Source organism: Micromonospora sp. DT4 (assembly GCF_049841675.1).
Taxonomy (GTDB): domain Bacteria; phylum Actinomycetota; class Actinomycetes; order Mycobacteriales; family Micromonosporaceae; genus Micromonospora.
In genome coordinates this window covers 13,467-29,426 of record NZ_JBNCKT010000072.1, presented here as the reverse complement: position 1 = coordinate 29,426, position 15,960 = coordinate 13,467, and the positions used below count along the sequence as shown (strand labels likewise).

Annotated in this window: 15 protein-coding genes; 10 read left to right on the top strand and 5 right to left on the bottom strand. The window is 72.3% G+C overall.

Annotated features, from left to right (window positions below):
- Positions 1-73: 73 nt before the first annotated feature.
- Positions 74-763, bottom strand: coding sequence for a TIGR03089 family protein (locus ACLQ24_RS19810; protein ID WP_425893200.1), 690 nt, complete (start codon positions 761-763; stop codon positions 74-76).
- Between the two features lie 152 nt (positions 764-915).
- Between ACLQ24_RS19810 and ACLQ24_RS19805 the strand changes: the two genes are divergently transcribed.
- The gene (locus ACLQ24_RS19805; RefSeq protein ID WP_425893199.1) at positions 916-2,061 is read left to right on the top strand and encodes a glycosyltransferase family 4 protein; all 1,146 of its coding nucleotides are present in this window, start codon (positions 916-918) and stop codon (positions 2,059-2,061) included.
- A gap of 64 nt (positions 2,062-2,125) precedes the next feature.
- Entirely contained in the window at positions 2,126-3,217 is a 1,092-nt protein-coding gene (locus ACLQ24_RS19800) for a mannose-1-phosphate guanylyltransferase (protein ID WP_425893198.1), read from the top strand.
- Between the two features lie 54 nt (positions 3,218-3,271).
- On the opposite strand, the gene ACLQ24_RS19795 is transcribed toward ACLQ24_RS19800, so the two are convergent.
- Complete coding sequence (locus ACLQ24_RS19795; RefSeq protein WP_425893201.1) at positions 3,272-3,856, bottom strand: NUDIX hydrolase; 585 nt, start codon at positions 3,854-3,856, stop codon at positions 3,272-3,274.
- 54 nt (positions 3,857-3,910) lie between these two features.
- On the opposite strand from ACLQ24_RS19795, the gene ACLQ24_RS19790 reads away from it, so the two are divergent.
- On the top strand, positions 3,911-4,957 hold the full coding sequence (locus ACLQ24_RS19790; protein WP_425893197.1) for a hypothetical protein: 1,047 nt from the start codon (positions 3,911-3,913) through the stop codon (positions 4,955-4,957).
- Positions 4,958-5,253: 296 nt separating this feature from the next.
- A complete protein-coding gene (locus ACLQ24_RS19785; RefSeq protein ID WP_425893196.1) occupies positions 5,254-6,252 on the top strand; it encodes an ArsR/SmtB family transcription factor in 999 nt (332 codons plus the stop codon).
- Between the two features lie 138 nt (positions 6,253-6,390).
- Here the strand turns inward: ACLQ24_RS19785 and ACLQ24_RS19780 are convergent, their stop codons facing one another.
- Both ACLQ24_RS19780 and cofD read right to left on the bottom strand, forming a co-directional pair.
- A complete protein-coding gene (locus tag ACLQ24_RS19780; RefSeq protein WP_425893195.1) occupies positions 6,391-7,479 on the bottom strand; it encodes a coenzyme F420-0:L-glutamate ligase in 1,089 nt (362 codons plus the stop codon).
- Positions 7,476-8,462: a 2-phospho-L-lactate transferase gene (gene cofD, locus ACLQ24_RS19775; protein WP_425893194.1), complete on the bottom strand. Its 987-nt coding sequence runs from the start codon at positions 8,460-8,462 to the stop codon at positions 7,476-7,478. The genes ACLQ24_RS19780 and cofD overlap by 4 nt, the downstream gene beginning before the upstream one ends.
- 99 nt (positions 8,463-8,561) lie before the next feature.
- Here cofD and ACLQ24_RS19770 point away from each other — a divergent pair, with 99 nt between their 5' ends.
- The 6 genes from ACLQ24_RS19770 (at position 8,562) to ACLQ24_RS19745 (ending at position 15,452) form a co-directional block, all read left to right on the top strand.
- Positions 8,562-9,650 carry a hypothetical protein gene (locus ACLQ24_RS19770; RefSeq protein ID WP_425893193.1) on the top strand — a complete coding sequence of 363 codons (1,089 nt, stop codon included), beginning with the start codon at positions 8,562-8,564 and terminating at the stop codon, positions 9,648-9,650.
- A 305-nt stretch (positions 9,651-9,955) separates the two neighbouring features.
- On the top strand, positions 9,956-12,499 hold the full coding sequence (locus ACLQ24_RS19765; protein ID WP_425893192.1) for a bifunctional FO biosynthesis protein CofGH: 2,544 nt from the start codon (positions 9,956-9,958) through the stop codon (positions 12,497-12,499).
- A gap of 163 nt (positions 12,500-12,662) precedes the next feature.
- Positions 12,663-12,941: a hypothetical protein gene (locus tag ACLQ24_RS19760; protein WP_355239678.1), complete on the top strand. Its 279-nt coding sequence runs from the start codon at positions 12,663-12,665 to the stop codon at positions 12,939-12,941.
- A 51-nt stretch (positions 12,942-12,992) separates the two neighbouring features.
- Positions 12,993-14,387: a DUF4331 domain-containing protein gene (locus ACLQ24_RS19755; RefSeq protein ID WP_425893191.1), complete on the top strand. Its 1,395-nt coding sequence runs from the start codon at positions 12,993-12,995 to the stop codon at positions 14,385-14,387.
- A 20-nt stretch (positions 14,388-14,407) separates the two neighbouring features.
- A complete protein-coding gene (locus ACLQ24_RS19750) occupies positions 14,408-14,737 on the top strand; it encodes a phospholipase (RefSeq protein WP_425893190.1) in 330 nt (109 codons plus the stop codon).
- Between the two features lie 457 nt (positions 14,738-15,194).
- Positions 15,195-15,452, top strand: a complete 258-nt coding sequence (locus tag ACLQ24_RS19745; protein WP_007455784.1) for a WhiB family transcriptional regulator — start codon at positions 15,195-15,197, stop codon at positions 15,450-15,452.
- A gap of 50 nt (positions 15,453-15,502) precedes the next feature.
- Here ACLQ24_RS19745 and ACLQ24_RS19740 read toward each other — a convergent pair whose 3' ends face one another.
- Complete coding sequence (locus ACLQ24_RS19740; RefSeq protein WP_007455785.1) at positions 15,503-15,952, bottom strand: metallopeptidase family protein; 450 nt, start codon at positions 15,950-15,952, stop codon at positions 15,503-15,505.
- Positions 15,953-15,960 lie beyond the last annotated feature (8 nt).

Sequence of the window (15,960 nt, the reverse complement as noted above, 5' to 3'; positions counted from 1 at the left end):
AACTGGCACACCAACCAGCCAGTCCTACGGTCCCTGACCGCATACGACCACTGACCCCCTTGGAATAGATCGTCTAGGGGAGGGAGTGGGTGACCTTCTCGCTGGACAGCCGGGTGGCCAGACGGGCCGGGTCCGGGTTGGCGCAGAGGACCACCGTGGCAGCCCGGGTGAGCGGTGCGAGGAGCCAGTCGACCGGGTCGGGATAGCGCGAGGCATCGACCAGGACCCGCGCGCCCGGCTCGATGCCCAACTCCACCGCCCGTGCCTCGGCGCGGGCGAGCAGGTGCGTGTCGGCGGGGCCGGGGCCGGGCTGCGGGGTGAAGTGGTCCCCGTGCCCGCGTACCTCGACCACGTAGTCGGCGAAGCCCGGCGGCACCTGCCGCAGTGGGGCGGCGAGCGGCGCGAGGCCCAGGGCGTACCGCTCGTCGGCGGGCCAGGACTGCGCCTCGTCGAACCGGTCCGCAGTGGCGAAGAGGACGTCCACGTCCCCCGGCGTGTCGAGCACACTCAGCTTGGCTGACCAGCAGCCCAGCAGCACCGCGGCGGTCTGCCAGTGCGGAGGGAGCAGTACGCCGGCCGGTGTGCCCGGCGCGAGGCCGACCTCGTCGACGAGGAGATTGGCGGTCTTCGACACCCAGTTCGCCACGGTGGCGCCGGAAAGTTCGGTGCGGTCTCCGGTGGAGTCGTCGTACCAGGTCAGCAGCGGTCGGGTCGGGTCGGTCGCGATCGCGTCGGCGAAGACCCGGGCAATGTTGTCGGCCATCGGCGCGAACGATACGCCTCCGCGACCCGTACTCGATGACGATGACAAGTCGGCGTACGGTCGGGTCGCAGTCAGCGTCGGTCCCGTACTCCGGCGTAGGCTTTACCCCCGGAGTGTTGTTCCCCACAGACCCACCCGCAAGGAGTCGCCCCGTGACCGCCGGTCGCCCGCCCCGCGTGCTCATCGACGCCACGAGTGTCCCCGCCGACCGTGGTGGTGTCGGTCGATACGTCGACGGTCTGCTCGGTGCCCTCGGCAAGGTGTGCGGTTCGGGGGTGGAGTTGGCCGTGGTGAGCCTCCGCACCGACCTGGAGCGTTACACCCGGATGCTGCCCGGCGCGGAGATCATCCCCGCTCCGGCCGCCGTGGCGCACCGCCCGGCCCGTCTCGCCTGGGAGCAGACCGGCCTGCCGCTGCTCGCCCAGCAGGTCGGCGCGCACGTGCTGCACTCGCCCTTCTACACCTGCCCGCTGCGGGCCGGGTGCCCGGTGACGGTCACCGTGCACGACGCGACGTTCTTCACCGAGCCGGAGCACTACGACAAGTCGCGCCGGACGTTCTTCCGCAGCGCCATCAAGACCTCGATGCGCCGCGCCAACCGGGTGATCGTGCCCAGCAAGGCCACCCGCGACGAGCTGATCCGCCTGCTCGATGCCGACCCGACCCGCATCGACGTGGCCTACCACGGGGTCGACCACGCCGCCTTCCACGCGCCGAGCGAGGAGGAGAAGGCTCGCGTACGCGCCCGGCTCGGGCTGGGCAACAGCAGCTATGTCGCCTTCCTCGGCGCCAAGGAGCCGCGCAAGAACGTACCCAATCTGATCCGGGGTTGGGCTCGTGCGGTGGCCGACCGGATCGACCCGCCGGCGCTGGTGATCGCCGGCGGGCAGGGGCACGACGACGACATCGACCGCGCGGTGGCCGAGGTCCCGTCGCACCTGCGCCTGCTGCGTCCCGGTTACCTGCGGTACGCCGATCTGCCCGGCTTCCTCGGCGGCGCGCTGGTCGCCGCCTACCCGTCGTACGGCGAGGGGTTCGGCCTGCCGATCCTGGAGGCGATGGCGTGCGCCGCCCCGGTGCTGACCACGCCCCGCCTGTCGCTGCCCGAGGTGGGTGGCGACGCCGTCGCGTACACCTCCGAGGCCCCGGACCAGATCGCCACCGACCTGGCCGCCCTGCTCGATGACGAGCAGCGCCGGTTGTCGCTGGCGAAGGCCGGCTTCGACCGGGCCAAGGAGTTCACCTGGGAGTCCAGCGCCGAGGTGCACATCGCCGCGTGGAGTCGCGCCCGATCGTGACCGTTCGGGCCCCCTCGTGGTGACCCGTGCCACTGCGGGGGGATGCGTCGGGCATGATGTGCGGATGCTTTATGCGGTCATCCCGGCAGGTGGCAGCGGCACAAGGTTGTGGCCGTTGTCCCGCGCCGGCCACCCCAAGTTCCTCCATCCGCTGACCGGCACCAGCTCCTCGCTGTTGCAGGCGACCGTGGAGCGGCTCGCGCCGCTGACCACACCGGATCGCACCCTTGTGGTCACCGGTGCCGCGCACGTCGCGGCGGTCGCCCGGCAGCTGACCGGGCTGCCGGAGGAGAACATCCTGGTCGAGCCGTCACCCCGGGATTCCTGCGCGGCGATCGCGCTGGCCGCGGCGGTGATCGCGGTTCGTGACCCGGAGGCGGTCATGGGCAGCTTCGCTGCCGACCACCTGATCAGCGACCCGGACAACTGGGTGCGCACGGTCCAGGAGGCGGTCCGGGGGGCCGAGCAGGGCATGCTGATGACGGTGGGGATCACCCCGACCCGCCCCGAGACCGGATACGGCTACCTGGAGACCGGCGACGAGACCGACGGCACCCCGTGGCGTCAGGTGGCCGAGTTCAAGGAGAAGCCGGCCGCCGAGGTCGCCGAGGCGTACGTCCGCTCGGGTCGGCACCTCTGGAACGCCAGCATGTTCGTCTGGCGGGTGGACGTGTTCCTCGCCGAGCTGGCCCGCCAGCAGCCGGCCCTGCACGCGGGCGTCATGGCCATCGCCGCCGCCTGGGGCACCCCGGAGCAGGACGACGTCCTCGGCGCCGTCTGGCCGACGTTGCCGAAGATCTCCGTCGACTACGCGGTGATGGAGGGCGCGGCGACCGCGGGTCGGGTCGCCACGGTGCCGGGCGACTTCGGCTGGAACGACGTCGGCGACTTCCACACCCTCGGTGACGTGCTACCCGCCGACGAAGCGGGCAACGTGGTGCTCGGCACCGACGCCAAGCCGGGCGTGCTCCTGCGGGACACCGCCAACCTGGTCGTGGTGCCGCAGTCGGGTCGGCTGGTGGCGGTCCTCGGTGTGCGCGACCTGATCGTGGTGGACACTCCCGACGCGGTGCTGGTCTGTCCGCGTGAGCGTGCCCAGGACGTCAAGCTCCTGGTCGACGAGCTCAAGGAGCGCGGCGAAGAGGGCTACGTCTGACGTCCGGTGTCGTAACGCTGGCGGCGGCAGGCCGTCGCCAGCGCAGACCCGCTGTCAGAACCGGCGTAGGGCCGCCAGGGCCGGCTCGATGAGTTGTACGGTCCCGCCGGCCAGCGGCTCGGGCAGCCGATCGGGCGGGAACCACCCCAGCTCCTCGGCCTCGTCGCTGACCTGCTCGACGGCGCCGGGCGGGGCGACCACGGCGAACCGGACGTCGTAGTGGCGCGAGCCGCCCTGGCAGAGCACCTCGTGTACGTCGACGTCGATCGGTACCGGGTCGATGCGCAGGCCGTCGATGCCGGACTCCTCGGCGGCCTCGCGCAGCGCCGCCTCGGCCAGCGTCCGGTCCACCGGCTCGCAGTGCCCGCCGAGCTGCACCCACCGGCCGAACTTGGCATGCAGGCAGAGCAGCACCCGTGCGCCGGTCGGATCCAGCACCAGCGCGCTCGCGGTGACATGGCCGGGGCGGTGTTGCCGGCTCATCGCGACCGGCCCGGCGGCGAGCAGCGCGAGGGTCCGCTCCCGCGCGTCGGCCGCCGCCGGGCTGGTCGGCTGCCAGCCCTCAAGGAGAGCGACGGCCTCGGCGTGCAGCGTCGCGTACGCGGCGGGTTCGGTGGGATCGACGGCGGGTCCGGTGATCGCGGTGTCAGGCACCCCGACACTGTACGAGCGTGGGCTCCGTACGCTGGCGCGGTGACCCTGCGACTCCTCGAATTCGTGGTGGCCGGCAACGAGGCCAGCGATCTGCTTCCGGTGCGATCGCCGGCGCTGCTGCGGTCGTACGGTGCTCGGCGGGGTTTCTGGACCGTGCTGGACGAGGGTCCGGTGGAGCGCTGCCTGGCCCTGCTGTTGGAGCTGGACGACGGTGAGTGGACGGCCCGGCACGTCACGGCGGATGCCGGGGTCGAGAACGACCGGACCGAGGACGGTGAGGCGCTCGCCCACCACGACGGCTGGGTGTACGTCTTCGGCTCCCACTTCGGCTCGAAGGCCGGCCCGCTGCGTCCCCGACGGGCGTTCGTGGCCCGGTTCCGCGAGGACGACGTGGCGGCCGGTCCGCTGCCGGTGCACGTGGTGCGCAACCGGTTCCGGCTGCACCGGACGGTGAACGACGCCCTGGCCGCGTCACCGCTGACCCTGCTGCCTCCGGGTGAGCGGGTGCGGGACCGGTTCATCGTGGAGACCCTGGCCCGGGGGACCAGTCGGGCGAAGAGTTGGGTGAGTCGCCTGGCCCCGGACGACCTGCCCCTGAACGTGGAGGCGGCGGCCTTCACCCCGGGCGGCACGGTCCTGCTCGGACTGCGTTTCCCGGTGACCGAGGCCGGCGAGCCGACCCTGGTGGAGGTGTCCGGCGTGCCGGGCATGTTCGCCGCGGACCCGGTGTGGCCCCGGGCGCTCGGGGCGTACGCGGTGACCGGGGTGACCCCGCCGGGCGAGTTGACCGGCTTCCGGGCGATCGCGCCGACGCCGGACGGCGCGTACGCGGCGGTGATCGGCTCGATCGACGCGCTGGGTAAGGGTTCGGTGCTGCTCGACGAGCATCCGGGCGGTGGTGCGGTCACCTCCCGGCACGTGCGGTTCCGGTTGCCGGCGGGTCCGACGGGCGACGCGTGCCGGCTCGTCGGGGAGGAGGTGGCCGACCTGACGCCGTTCCACCACGTCGAGGGCCTGGCCGAGTTGGACGGGCGGCCGTTCTACGTCACGGACGAGGACCACCGGGTCGCGCTCTGGGCCGGCTGAGCGGGGCAGGCGCACCGCGGCGGTGGGGTGACCGGACGACACCTCTGCGGAGCCGAGCAAGGACCGCAGACCCTCGTGGTGCCGCCCGATCACCGGTCCCTCCCCAGTTCCCGGTGCCCCGGCGTCGTGCGCGTCCAGGACGCGTCGGTGCCGTGCGCGGGCACTGGAAGCATGCCCAACCGTCCCCGGAGGCGTCGAGGTTTTTCAGTCCAGGCTTAAAGATGGAGATAACTGCCGTCCGGGTAGAGTCGAAACGGTCGTCCGGCATCCCTCTGCCGGCGGCACGGGAGCGCTCTATGCTGAAGATCCACTTTTCCGGCGAGGACATCCTCCGGACCCGGGTGGCGCCGGCGGCCGACCCGGTTTGGGAGCTGGTCCTCAGCCTGCACGTGTTGCAGGGCCGCAACCGCGATCCGCTGACGTCGGCCTGGCGGCACACCGTGACCCGCGAGCTACGCCAGGACATCGCCTCCGGCCAGCTTCGACTGCTCTTCGCGCTGAACCCGCCGCGCGGCTACTTTCCCGACTTCCTCACCCCGTACGCCAGCCTGGAGGGTTTCGAGGCGGGGCTGGAGGCGGTCCGCAGCACGCCGATCGAGCTGCTCCAGCGGGACCTGACCCTGGTGGCCGCCGGGAACCAACTGCCCACCTCGGCCGCCGCGCTGGCCCGTGGCGACGTGGCGACGCTGCGCCACCTCGCTGATTCGATGAAGCAGTACCGGACTCTGGCGATCAGCCCGTACTGGAGCCGCATCCAGGCCGCCGTGGCGGCGGACCGCACCCGTCGTGCGCGCGCCCTGCTCGACGGCGGCGTCGAGGGCCTCCTGAGCAGCCTGCGCCCGAGCATGCGCTGGGAGAGCGGGGTGCTCGAGGTGCGCGACTATCCGCACAGCCGCGAGCTGCACCTCGACGGACGCGGGCTGCTGCTGGTGCCGTCGTTCTTCTGCGTCGCCACCCCGGTCGCCCTGCTCGACCCGGCGCTGCCGCCGGTCCTGGTGTATCCGGTGGACCGGCTGGGCGGCCTCGCCGCGACCGACGGCGACTCACCGGCCGCGTCCGGTGCCGGCCGCGACTCGCTCGCCGCGCTGCTGGGCCGGACCAGGGCCGCCGTGTTGCAGGCCAGCGACGACGGCTGTACGACGGGCGAGATGGCCCGCCGGCTCGACATCTCCCCGGCGGCGGCGAGCCAGCATGCCACGGTGCTCCGCAACGCCGGCCTGCTCGTCAGCCACCGCGACCGCAACACCGTGCTGCACACGCTGACGCCCCTGGGCCGCGCCGTCCTGGAGGCGTGACCCACCCTCTCGCCCCGTCGATCATGAGGTTATCGCCCTGACACGCCGAGGCGACGGGCAATAACTTCATGATCGCCGCCGGAGGTGGGTGCCGGAGGTGGGTGCCGGAGGTGGGCGGCGCCGGGCCTGGCGGCGGATCTACAGGGCGAGTGCGGCGCTCGCCGGGCTGCCGGCGGGCGGGGGCAGCAGCGTCGACGGGACACCCTCGGCCGCCAGGGCGAGGCGCAGCCGGTGCAGGTCGGCGCCGAAGCGGACCAGGTCCATCGGGTCGACCGGCGCCGGGGCGGTGCCGAGCACCAGCGCGGTGGCGTCGGCGGGCCAGCCGGGTACCTGGGCGACCAGGCCGGCGCGTACCTCGGCCTCGTCGACAAGGGTGAAGACCGTGCCCGGGGTGACCACCCCGGCGACCGCGTCGAGCGCCCGCCGCACCGCGACGGGATCGATCGGCTCCGGGCCGACAACCTCGGTGAGGGTCGCGGCGTCGGCCAGCCCGGCGGCCCGGGCCTCGGCGGTGCCCAGCGAGAAGAGGTCCTGCGCGGCATCCCGGACCAGCGCCCGAGCGCCCCCGGAGTCGTCCACGCCGGTGGCGGTGAGATAGCCCCGCACCACGGCCACCGGGACCTGGTCACACTTGCCCTTGATCAACTCGCCGGCGCCCGCCAGTTCGTCGACCACGGCCATCTGGGTGAGCTGAAGCTCGTTGCCGTACGGGTCGACCTCGCCCCGATGGTCGCGGATGGCCGGCATACCGGCGACCCCGAGTGCGACGTCGGTCAGCCCGTTGCGCCAGGGCCGGCCCATGGTGTCGCTGACAATCACGGCGACATCGAGGTCGTACCGCTCCCGGAGCGCGGCGCGCAGCTCACGGGCCGACGCGTCCGGATCTACCGGCAACAGCACCAGCTGGGTCTTGTCGACGTTCGACGCGTCGATCCCGGCGGACGCCATCACGAACCCGTGGTGGGTCTGCACGATGCGGGTCGCACCGCGGCTGGCCACGACCCGCGCGGTCTCGCCGGCCAGCACCTCGTCGCGGGCGGCGAGCCGCTCCGGCCCGTCCGCCGGGACGTCGACCAAGCGCCCCTCCGCCTTGGAGACGATCTTGCTCGTCACCACCAGCACGTCGCCGTCGCGCAGCCACGGCGCGGCGGTGGCGATCAACGCCGCCAGGTCGTCACCCTCGGTCACATGCCCGATGCCCAGCACCGGCAGGATTTCCAGCCTCACGTCAACTCCACCGCGGCGCGGACCATCGCTGCCGTCGCCGCCTCGTCGGTCATCCGCAGCGGCACCGCGCGGACCGTCACCTCCGGCACCAGCGTGTCGGCGTCCTCCTCGGCCACCAGCCAGCCGTCCAACAGGCCGCCGGCCGGCCGGCCGCCGTACAGTCGGCCCACTCCCGCCGCGCTGCACTCGACCCCGAGCACCGCGAGACAACGGTCGGCCATGCCGCGCACCGGGGCACCGCCGATGATCGGCGAGACGCCCACCACCGGCGCCGGGCCGTCCGCAACGGCCTCACGAATCCCGGGTACGGCGAGCACCGGCGCGACGCTCACCACCGGATTGCTCGGGGCGATCAACACCAGGTCGGCCGCCCCGATGGCGTCCAGCGCCCCCGGTGCCGGCTTGGCCGTCTCCGCGCCCACGAACACGAAACGGTGGGTCGGGATGTTCGCCCGATACCGCACCCACCACTCCTGGAAGTGGATGGCCCGCTGGCCCTGGTCGTCCTCGGTAGCGCCGGCACCGCTCCCGGGCTCGCCCGCACCGCTCACGACGGCGTGGGTCTCCAGCCGGTCGTCGGTCGCCGGCAGCAGACGTACGCCCGGCCCCCAGCGGGTCGCCAGCGCCTCGGTGACCGCGCTGAGCGGGTAGCCGCCGTTGAGCATGGTGCTGCGTACCAGGTGGGTGGCGATGTCCTTGTCGCCGAGGCCGAACCAGGTGGGCTCCGCGCCGTACGCGGCCAGCTCCTCCTTGACCGTCCAGCTCTCGCCGACCCGACCCCAGCCCCGCTCCGGGTCGGCACCCCCGCCGAGGGTGTACATGACGCTGTCCAGGTCGGGACAGATCTTCAACCCGTGCAGCCACAGGTCGTCGCCGACGTTGACCACGGCGGTCACCTCGGCGCCGACCTCGCGGGCGTACGCCCGGACGCCGAGCAGGAACCGGGCGCCCCCGATGCCGCCGGCCAGAACCACGATGCGCATGTCGACCATCCTCGCGTACGTGACGCCTCCGGTCCGCCGGTGCCCTGGGGAGACTAGGCTCACGTGCGCCCTGTCCGTCCATGCCCCGAGGGGGAGCTCGTGACCAGCCCCGCCGAGCCCGCGTCCGCCGACGCGACGCAGGCCCGCCAGCTGACCAAGCCACTGCGCGAACTGGGTGCGCTCGCCCTGCTCGGCGCCAACGCCGTGTTCCTCTTCGTGGGGCTGCTCCGGCTGCTCGTTCCCGCCGGCTACACCGACTTCACCGGCCGGGCGGGCAGCTCCTTCTTCTCGTTCGTCGGGGTGGAGGCGGTGGTTCTGCCGCTGCTGGCCGTCCTGCTGGCCACCCACGTCGCGCCCGTGCTGCCGAAGGCGAAGCTGATCACGCAGGTGGCGCTCGGTGAGTACGCGGTCAGCGCCGTGCTCGGCACGCTCTCCATGCTGATCTGGACGGTGGGGCGCCTCGCCGACGCCGAGATCTTCGACGCGCTGCTCGGCATCCTCACCCGGTTCGCCTGGTTGGTGATCTTCGCGGTGGCCGCCTGGGTGGTCTTCACGATCTGGCGGGCGTTCTACTACGTGCCCAAGCCGAAGCCGGGCGTCTACGGCCAGCCGCAGCCTGGCGTCTACGGCCAACCGCAGCCGGGTTGGCCACAGCAGCAGGGCGGTTGGCCGGCCCCGGGTCAGCCCGGCGGGCAGCCGCAGGGCGGATGGCCCACTCCCGGCCAGCCGGGCGGCTACCCGCAGGCGGGCCAGCCGGGCGGCTACCCGCCGGCGCAGTTCTCCGGCCAGTACGGCCAGCCGTCCCCGCCGTTCCAGGCTCCGCAGTCCGCGCCGCCGTCCCAGCAGTCCGCGCCGCCGTCCCCGCAGTCGGCGGCGCCGGCCAACCCGCACCCGCAGTCCGCGCCACCGTTCTCGCAGTCGGCGGCGGCGTTCCCGCAGTCCGCGCCACCGTTCGAGGCGGCACCGCAGTCCGCGCCGCCCGCCCCGCCGTTCGGGCAGCCGCCGTCGGCCGACCTGACCCAGGCGCTCCCGCGTCAGTCCGCCGAGCTGGCCGCCGACGACCTGACCCAGGCGCTCCCGCGTCAGTCCGCCGAGCTGGCCGCCGACGACCTGACCCAGGCGCTCCCGCGCCCTGCCGGCGAGGACAGCGACCGCACCCAGCACATCAACCCCGACCAACCCCGCTAACGCACTTCACCCCACCCGTCCGACCGGAAGAACGCCGGACTCCCCGCAAGATCCGCACAGGAACAGGGTTATTGCTGCCTCAGACGCCTCTGAGGCAGCAATAACAGGGAAGCTGCGCGGATCTTGGGTCACCCCCCACCCCCGTCGAGCATGAAGTTGTTGCGCCGACACGGCGCGTGTACGTGGGCGGGGCGTGGGGAGGGCGGGGCGTGGGCAGGGCGGGCGTGGGCAGGGCGGGCGTGGGGGAGGAGGGCGTGGGGGCGGGGCTGGGGGTCGGTGGGGTGGGGTGCGCATAGGGTGAGCGGATGGTTGATCGCACCCACCCCGGTCCCAGCGAGGCGAGCGTGCGGCGGGCCCTGGGTCGGGCCGCCACCGGGCGGGTGCTGGACCGTGACGAGGCCACCGCGCTGCTCGCCGCCCGCGGTGACGCTCTCGACGAGTTGCTCCGGGTGGCCGGTCAGATCCGCGACGCCGGGCTGCGGGCGGCCGGGCGGCCGGGCGTCGTCACGTACTCGAAGAAGGTCTTCATCCCGCTGACCCGGCTCTGCCGGGACCGTTGCCACTACTGCACGTTCGCCACCGTGCCGCACCGGTTGCCGGCGCCGTTCATGGACCGCGACGAGGTGCTGGCCATCGCCCGTGCGGGCGCCGCGCAGGGTTGCAAGGAGGCTCTGTTCACCCTCGGTGACCGGCCGGAGGAGCGGTGGCCGACGGCGCGCACGTGGCTGGACGAGCGCGGCTACGACTCCACCCTCGACTACCTGCGCGCCTGCGCGGTGGCGGTGCTGGAGGAGACCGGCCTGTTGCCGCACCTCAACCCTGGTGTGCTGTCCTGGTCGGAGCTGCAACGGCTCAAGCCGGTCGCGCCGAGCATGGGCATGATGTTGGAGACCACCGCGACCCGGCTGTGGTCCGAGCCCGGTGGCCCGCACTACGGGTCGCCGGACAAGGAGCCAGCGGTACGGCTGCGGGTTCTCGACGACGCGGGCCGGGTGGGGGTGCCGTTCACCACCGGCATCCTCATCGGCATCGGGGAGACACCGGCCGAGCGGGTGGACGCGCTGTTCGCGATCCGCCGTGCGCACCGGGAGTACGGCCACCTCCAGGAGGTGATCGTGCAGAACTTCCGTGCCAAGCCGGACACGGCGATGCGCGGCATGCCCGACGCGGAGCTGCGCGATCTCGCGGCCACGGTGGCCGTGGCCCGGCTGCTGCTCGGCCCGAAGGCCCGCATCCAGGCCCCGCCGAACCTCATCGCCGGCGAGTACGACCTCCTGCTGCGCGCCGGCATCGACGACTGGGGCGGCGTCTCTCCGCTCACCCCGGACCACGTGAACCCGGAGCGTCCCTGGCCGCAGATCGAGGAGCTGGCCCGGCACACCGAGCTGGCCGGGTTCGCGCTGCGGGAGCGGTTGACGATCTACCCCGAGTACGTGCGCGCGGGTGACCCGTGGCTCGATCCACGGCTGCTGCCGCACGTCAACGCGTTGGCCGAACCGAGCACCGGGATGGCGGTCGAGTCGGCCCTTCCGCACGGTCAGCCCTGGCAGGAGCCGGAGGAGGTGTTCGGCGGGCGGACCGACCTGCACGCCACCATCGACACCACCGGGCGCACCGACGACCGGCGCGGCGACTTCGACAGCGTCTACGGCGACTGGGCCGAGGTCGCGGGGAAGGTCACTCCCGAGGCGGCGGCGCGCCGGCCGGACGTACCCCCGGGGGCGGCCGGGAGCGGCGCGGACCGCGACTTGGCGGCCGGGCTGCGGCTCGCGGCCGACGACCCGGCGGCGCTGCTCGATCCTCGGCACACCGACGCGGCGCTGGCGCTGTTCGCGGCGGACGGGCCGGAGCTGGACGAGCTGTGCCGGCTCGCCGACGACGTCCGCCGGGACGTGGTGGGTGACGACGTGACCTACGTGGTCAACCGCAACATCAACTTCAGCAACGTCTGCTACGTGGGCTGCCGGTTCTGCGCGTTTGCGCAGCGTGAGCGGGATGCCGACGCCTACCGGCTCTCCGTCGACCAGGTCGCGGACCGGGCCGAGCAGGCGTGGGCGGCCGGTGCCAGCGAGGTGTGCCTCCAGGGCGGGATCGATCCGAAGATGCCGGTCACCGGCTACGCGGACATCGTGCGCGCCATCAAGGCCCGGGTGCCGGAGATGCACGTGCACGCGTTCTCCCCGATGGAGATCGTCACCGCCGCCGCGAAGGCCGGCGTGCCGGTCCGCGAGTGGCTGACCCAGCTCCGCGAGGCTGGTCTGGACACCATCCCGGGCACCGCCGCCGAGATCCTCGACGACGACGTGCGCTGGGTGCTGACCAAGGGCAAACTGCCGGCCGCCGCCTGGGTCGAGGTGGTCGGCACGGCCCACGAGCTGGGCATCCGGTCCAGCTCCACCATGATGTACGGCCATGTCGACCACCCCGGGCAATGGCTCGCGCACTTCCGGGTGCTGGCCGGCGTGCAGGACCGCACGGGTGGGTTCACCGAGTTCGTGGCGCTGCCGTTCGTGCACACCAACGCGCCGATCTACCTGGCCGGCATCGCCCGGCCCGGGCCGACGTGGCGGGAGAACCGGGTGGTGCACGCCATGTCCCGGCTGCTGCTGCACGGCCGCATCGACAACATCCAGTGCTCCTGGGTGAAGCTCGGCGACGAGGGCACCGTGGCGATGCTCCAGGGTGGCTGCAACGACCTTGGCGGCACGCTGATGGAGGAGACGATCTCCCGGATGGCCGGCTCCGACAACGGGTCGGCGCGTACCGAGGAGCAGTTGCGGGCCATCGCGAAGGCCGCCGGTCGTCCGGCGCGCAAGCGGTCGACTGCGTACGGTCACGCTCCGCGCTGAGGTCGAACCTTTTCCCGCCGCCGGCCGTACCAAGCGGTGCCGGCGGCGGTCGCGGCGAGGACCGCCGCCGGTGTTCCCCCAGGGGCCCGGCGGCGTCGGTCGGCGGCACCGGACCCGTCCGTCATCGCGGGCGCGTACGCGCCCGCCGCCGGAAAGGTTCCCCATGACCAGTGATCAGCGGAAGCGGCCCTGGCCGCGACTGACCCGCCGGCAGACGTTGACCGCCGCGGCCAGCGCCACCCTCGGCGCGGCCGCGCTCACCGTGCCAGGCCTGTCGGCCGCCCAGAACGCGCCGGGCGCGTCCGCTCGGGCCGACGAGCCGATCGTCGTGCACCTGCGCGACGCCGCGTCCGGAACGATGGACGTCTTCGTCGGTGAATCCCGGATCGAGGTACGCGACCGCGGCCTCGCGGACCGGCTGCGCCGCGCCGCCCGGCGCTGACCAGCACCCTCCGCCCCGCCATCAGTTCCCGCCCAGTGAGGTTGGTCCGCCATGTCTTCCCACCGCGAGGCCCCGGAGATAGCCAAGGATCCGGTCGCCGACAGCTCCGACCTTTACGCGTTCGTCAGCCCCGACAAGCCCGACACGGTCACGCTGATCGCCAACTACGTGCCGTTGCAGCTTCCGTCCGGAGGGCCGAACTTCTTCGAGTTCGGCGACGACGTGCGCTACGAGATTCATATCGACAACGACGGTGACGGCCATCCGGACGTCACCTACCGGTTCGAATTCACCACCGAGATCACGAACCCGAACAGTTTCCTCTACAACACCGGGCCCATCGAGTCGCTGGACAGCAAGAACTGGAACCGCCGGCAGTTCTACAGCCTGACGCGGATCACCGACGGCCGGGAGCACCGGCTCGCGCACAAGCTGCCCTGCCCGCCGTGCAACGTCGGCCCACTGTCCACGCCAACGTACGCCGACCTCGTACGACAGGCCACCTACACGCTGTCGACGGGGGAGCGGGTCTTCGCCGGGCAGCGCGCGGACGGCTTCTTCGTCGACCTGGGCGCGATCTTCGACCTGGGCACGCTGCGGCCGTTCCAGCAGTTGCACGTCGCCGGCAAGAAGATATTCAAGGCCGAGGGTGAGCCGGTCAACGCCACCGACCGGATGAACGTGCACAGCATCGCGGTGCAGGTGCCGCTGAAGCAGGTGCGTCGCCGCGCCAACCGGTACGGTCCCGCCGATGCCGCGTCGGTGTTGGGGGTGTGGACGTCGGCGTCGCGCCGGCAGGTCCGGGTGCTCGGCGACCGGGGCGGGGCGGACACCTCCACAGGCCCGTTCACCCAGGTCTCGCGGCTGGGCAACCCGCTGTTCAACGAGGTCATCGTGCCGATGTCCAAGAAGGACCTGTGGAACTCGCTGCCGCCGTCGGAGGACAAGCGGTTCGCGCGGTTCGTCGAGCAGCCCGAGCTGGCCGCCCTGCTGCCGGCGCTCTACCCGGACGTCTTCCCCAACCTGGACAAGCTCAACAAGTCCAAGAAGGCCCGCGCCGACCTGGTGGCGATCCTGCTCACCGGCGTACCGGCCGGTCTGATCGACGGCTTCACGAACGCCACCGGCGACGTGCAGGCCGACATGCTGCGGTTGAACACGGCCATCGCGCCGAACCGACGGCCGGACCGGTTCGGCGTGCTCGGCGGCGACCTGGCCGGTTTTCCCAACGGGCGGCGGGTCGGCGACGACGTGGTCAGCATCGCGCTGCGGGCGATCGCAGGGGTGACCGTTCCGCTGGTGGACAAGACGTTCCGCCCGGACGCGGCGGCCGGCGCCGTGACACCGGGGCTCAGCGCCGCGGACGTGACGGCCCCGTTCCTCGCGAACTTCCCCTATCTCGGTACGCCGTACGACGGGTTCAACAACCCGCCGGCGTCGTCCTGACCACGGGCGGGGGAGCAGTCATGCACGAGCACACGTACGGGCCGTCGGAGACGGGGAGCGTCGTCCTCGATCTGGGCGGTGACACCGGTGCCCTGATCATCTACACCGGCCGGGATCTGCACGGCCGGGAGATCGAGATCAGTCGCGGCGAGGATCGACGGGTCCACTCGGCGGTACGGGAGCGCCGGGTCCGGGACGGTTCGTTCCACAGTGCGGTCTACCCCGATCTGCCCGAGGGCATTTATACCGTCTGGTGGGACGAGAACACGTCGGCCGGCACCGTTTTCGTCCATGGTGGAGGGATAGCCGAGTTTGCCTGGCCGAGCAGCGGTTTCGGGGCTGCCGGCTGACCTCTGCGCGCCATCTTTCCGTTCGCACCCCGTCCACATAGTGGGCGGGGTGTGAATGCTGTCCACAGCTCGACGGGCGGTCTGCGCCGCGCCGCGTTAACCTGTCCCCCACCAAGATCAGCTTTGCGGAGGGGGTCCGATGCTCCTCGGTCGGCGGGCCGTCCGGGGGAGCGCCACGGCAGAAAAGTCGGGCAACTCGCCGGAGAGGGCGTTACTCGGCCGGGGTCTGAATCGATAGGGCAGGTTGCGAGGCTGGACGGTCCTGGCGGCCGGCCAGGGTTGTCGGGAGGGCGACTCCATTATCAAGTTTGGCTTGACGGCGCACGTATTACACGCGTGTAATTTGAATGGGGTTGTTCGCGCGGAACGCAACATAACGGGACCGAACGGACAAGCACGCCTTTCGCGTGGGGGGTTGCAGCGGCGATGACGCCGGTGCGCGACAAGGAGGCATTTGATGGACGGCCAGCTTGAGGTGGCCGACCTGCTCGGAAACGCGCCGGAGTGGCAGGAGCGGGCCTTGTGCTCGCAGACCGACCCCGAGGCGTTCTTTCCCGAGAAGGGCGGCTCGACCCGCGAGGCGAAGCGAATTTGCTCGCGCTGCGAGGTCAAGACCGAATGCCTCGAATACGCTCTCGGCCACGACGAGCGGTTCGGCATCTGGGGCGGGCTCTCGGAGCGGGAACGGCGCAAGTTGAAGCGGCGCGCCGCCTGAGCGGTGCGGGGTCGGGTGGTGCGGAGTCGAGGCGGTGGGGGCCGCCCGGCTCAGGCCAGCTCGTCGGGGTCGACCCCGAGCAGGTTCGCCACCTGCTCGATGATCACGTCATGGACGAGGTCGGCGAGATCTTCGCGGTCCATCGCCCGGAACTCCAGGGGTCGGCGGTACAGCACGATCCGGGGCGGCACCTCTTGGCGGCCGGGGCGGCCCGGCAGCAGCCGGGCCAGCGGCACCTCGCCGTCCTCCAGCACGTCGGAGTCGTAGACGTTGAGGTCCGGCGGAACGTCCTCGACCGCGAACTCGACGCCGGCCAGTTCCTTGGCGAACCGTCGTTCCAGCGTCTCGACGGTGTCCAGCACCAGGTCGTCGAAGACCTCCGCCTTGGTCCGCGCCAGCGGCACGGTCGCCGGCACCAGGCGCCCGCGCAGGCCACGCCCGTGCCGGTCGCGGTGCGCACGCCGGCCGGGGCCGGGGCGGCGGTGTTCCGGGCTCGTCATGAGGCAAA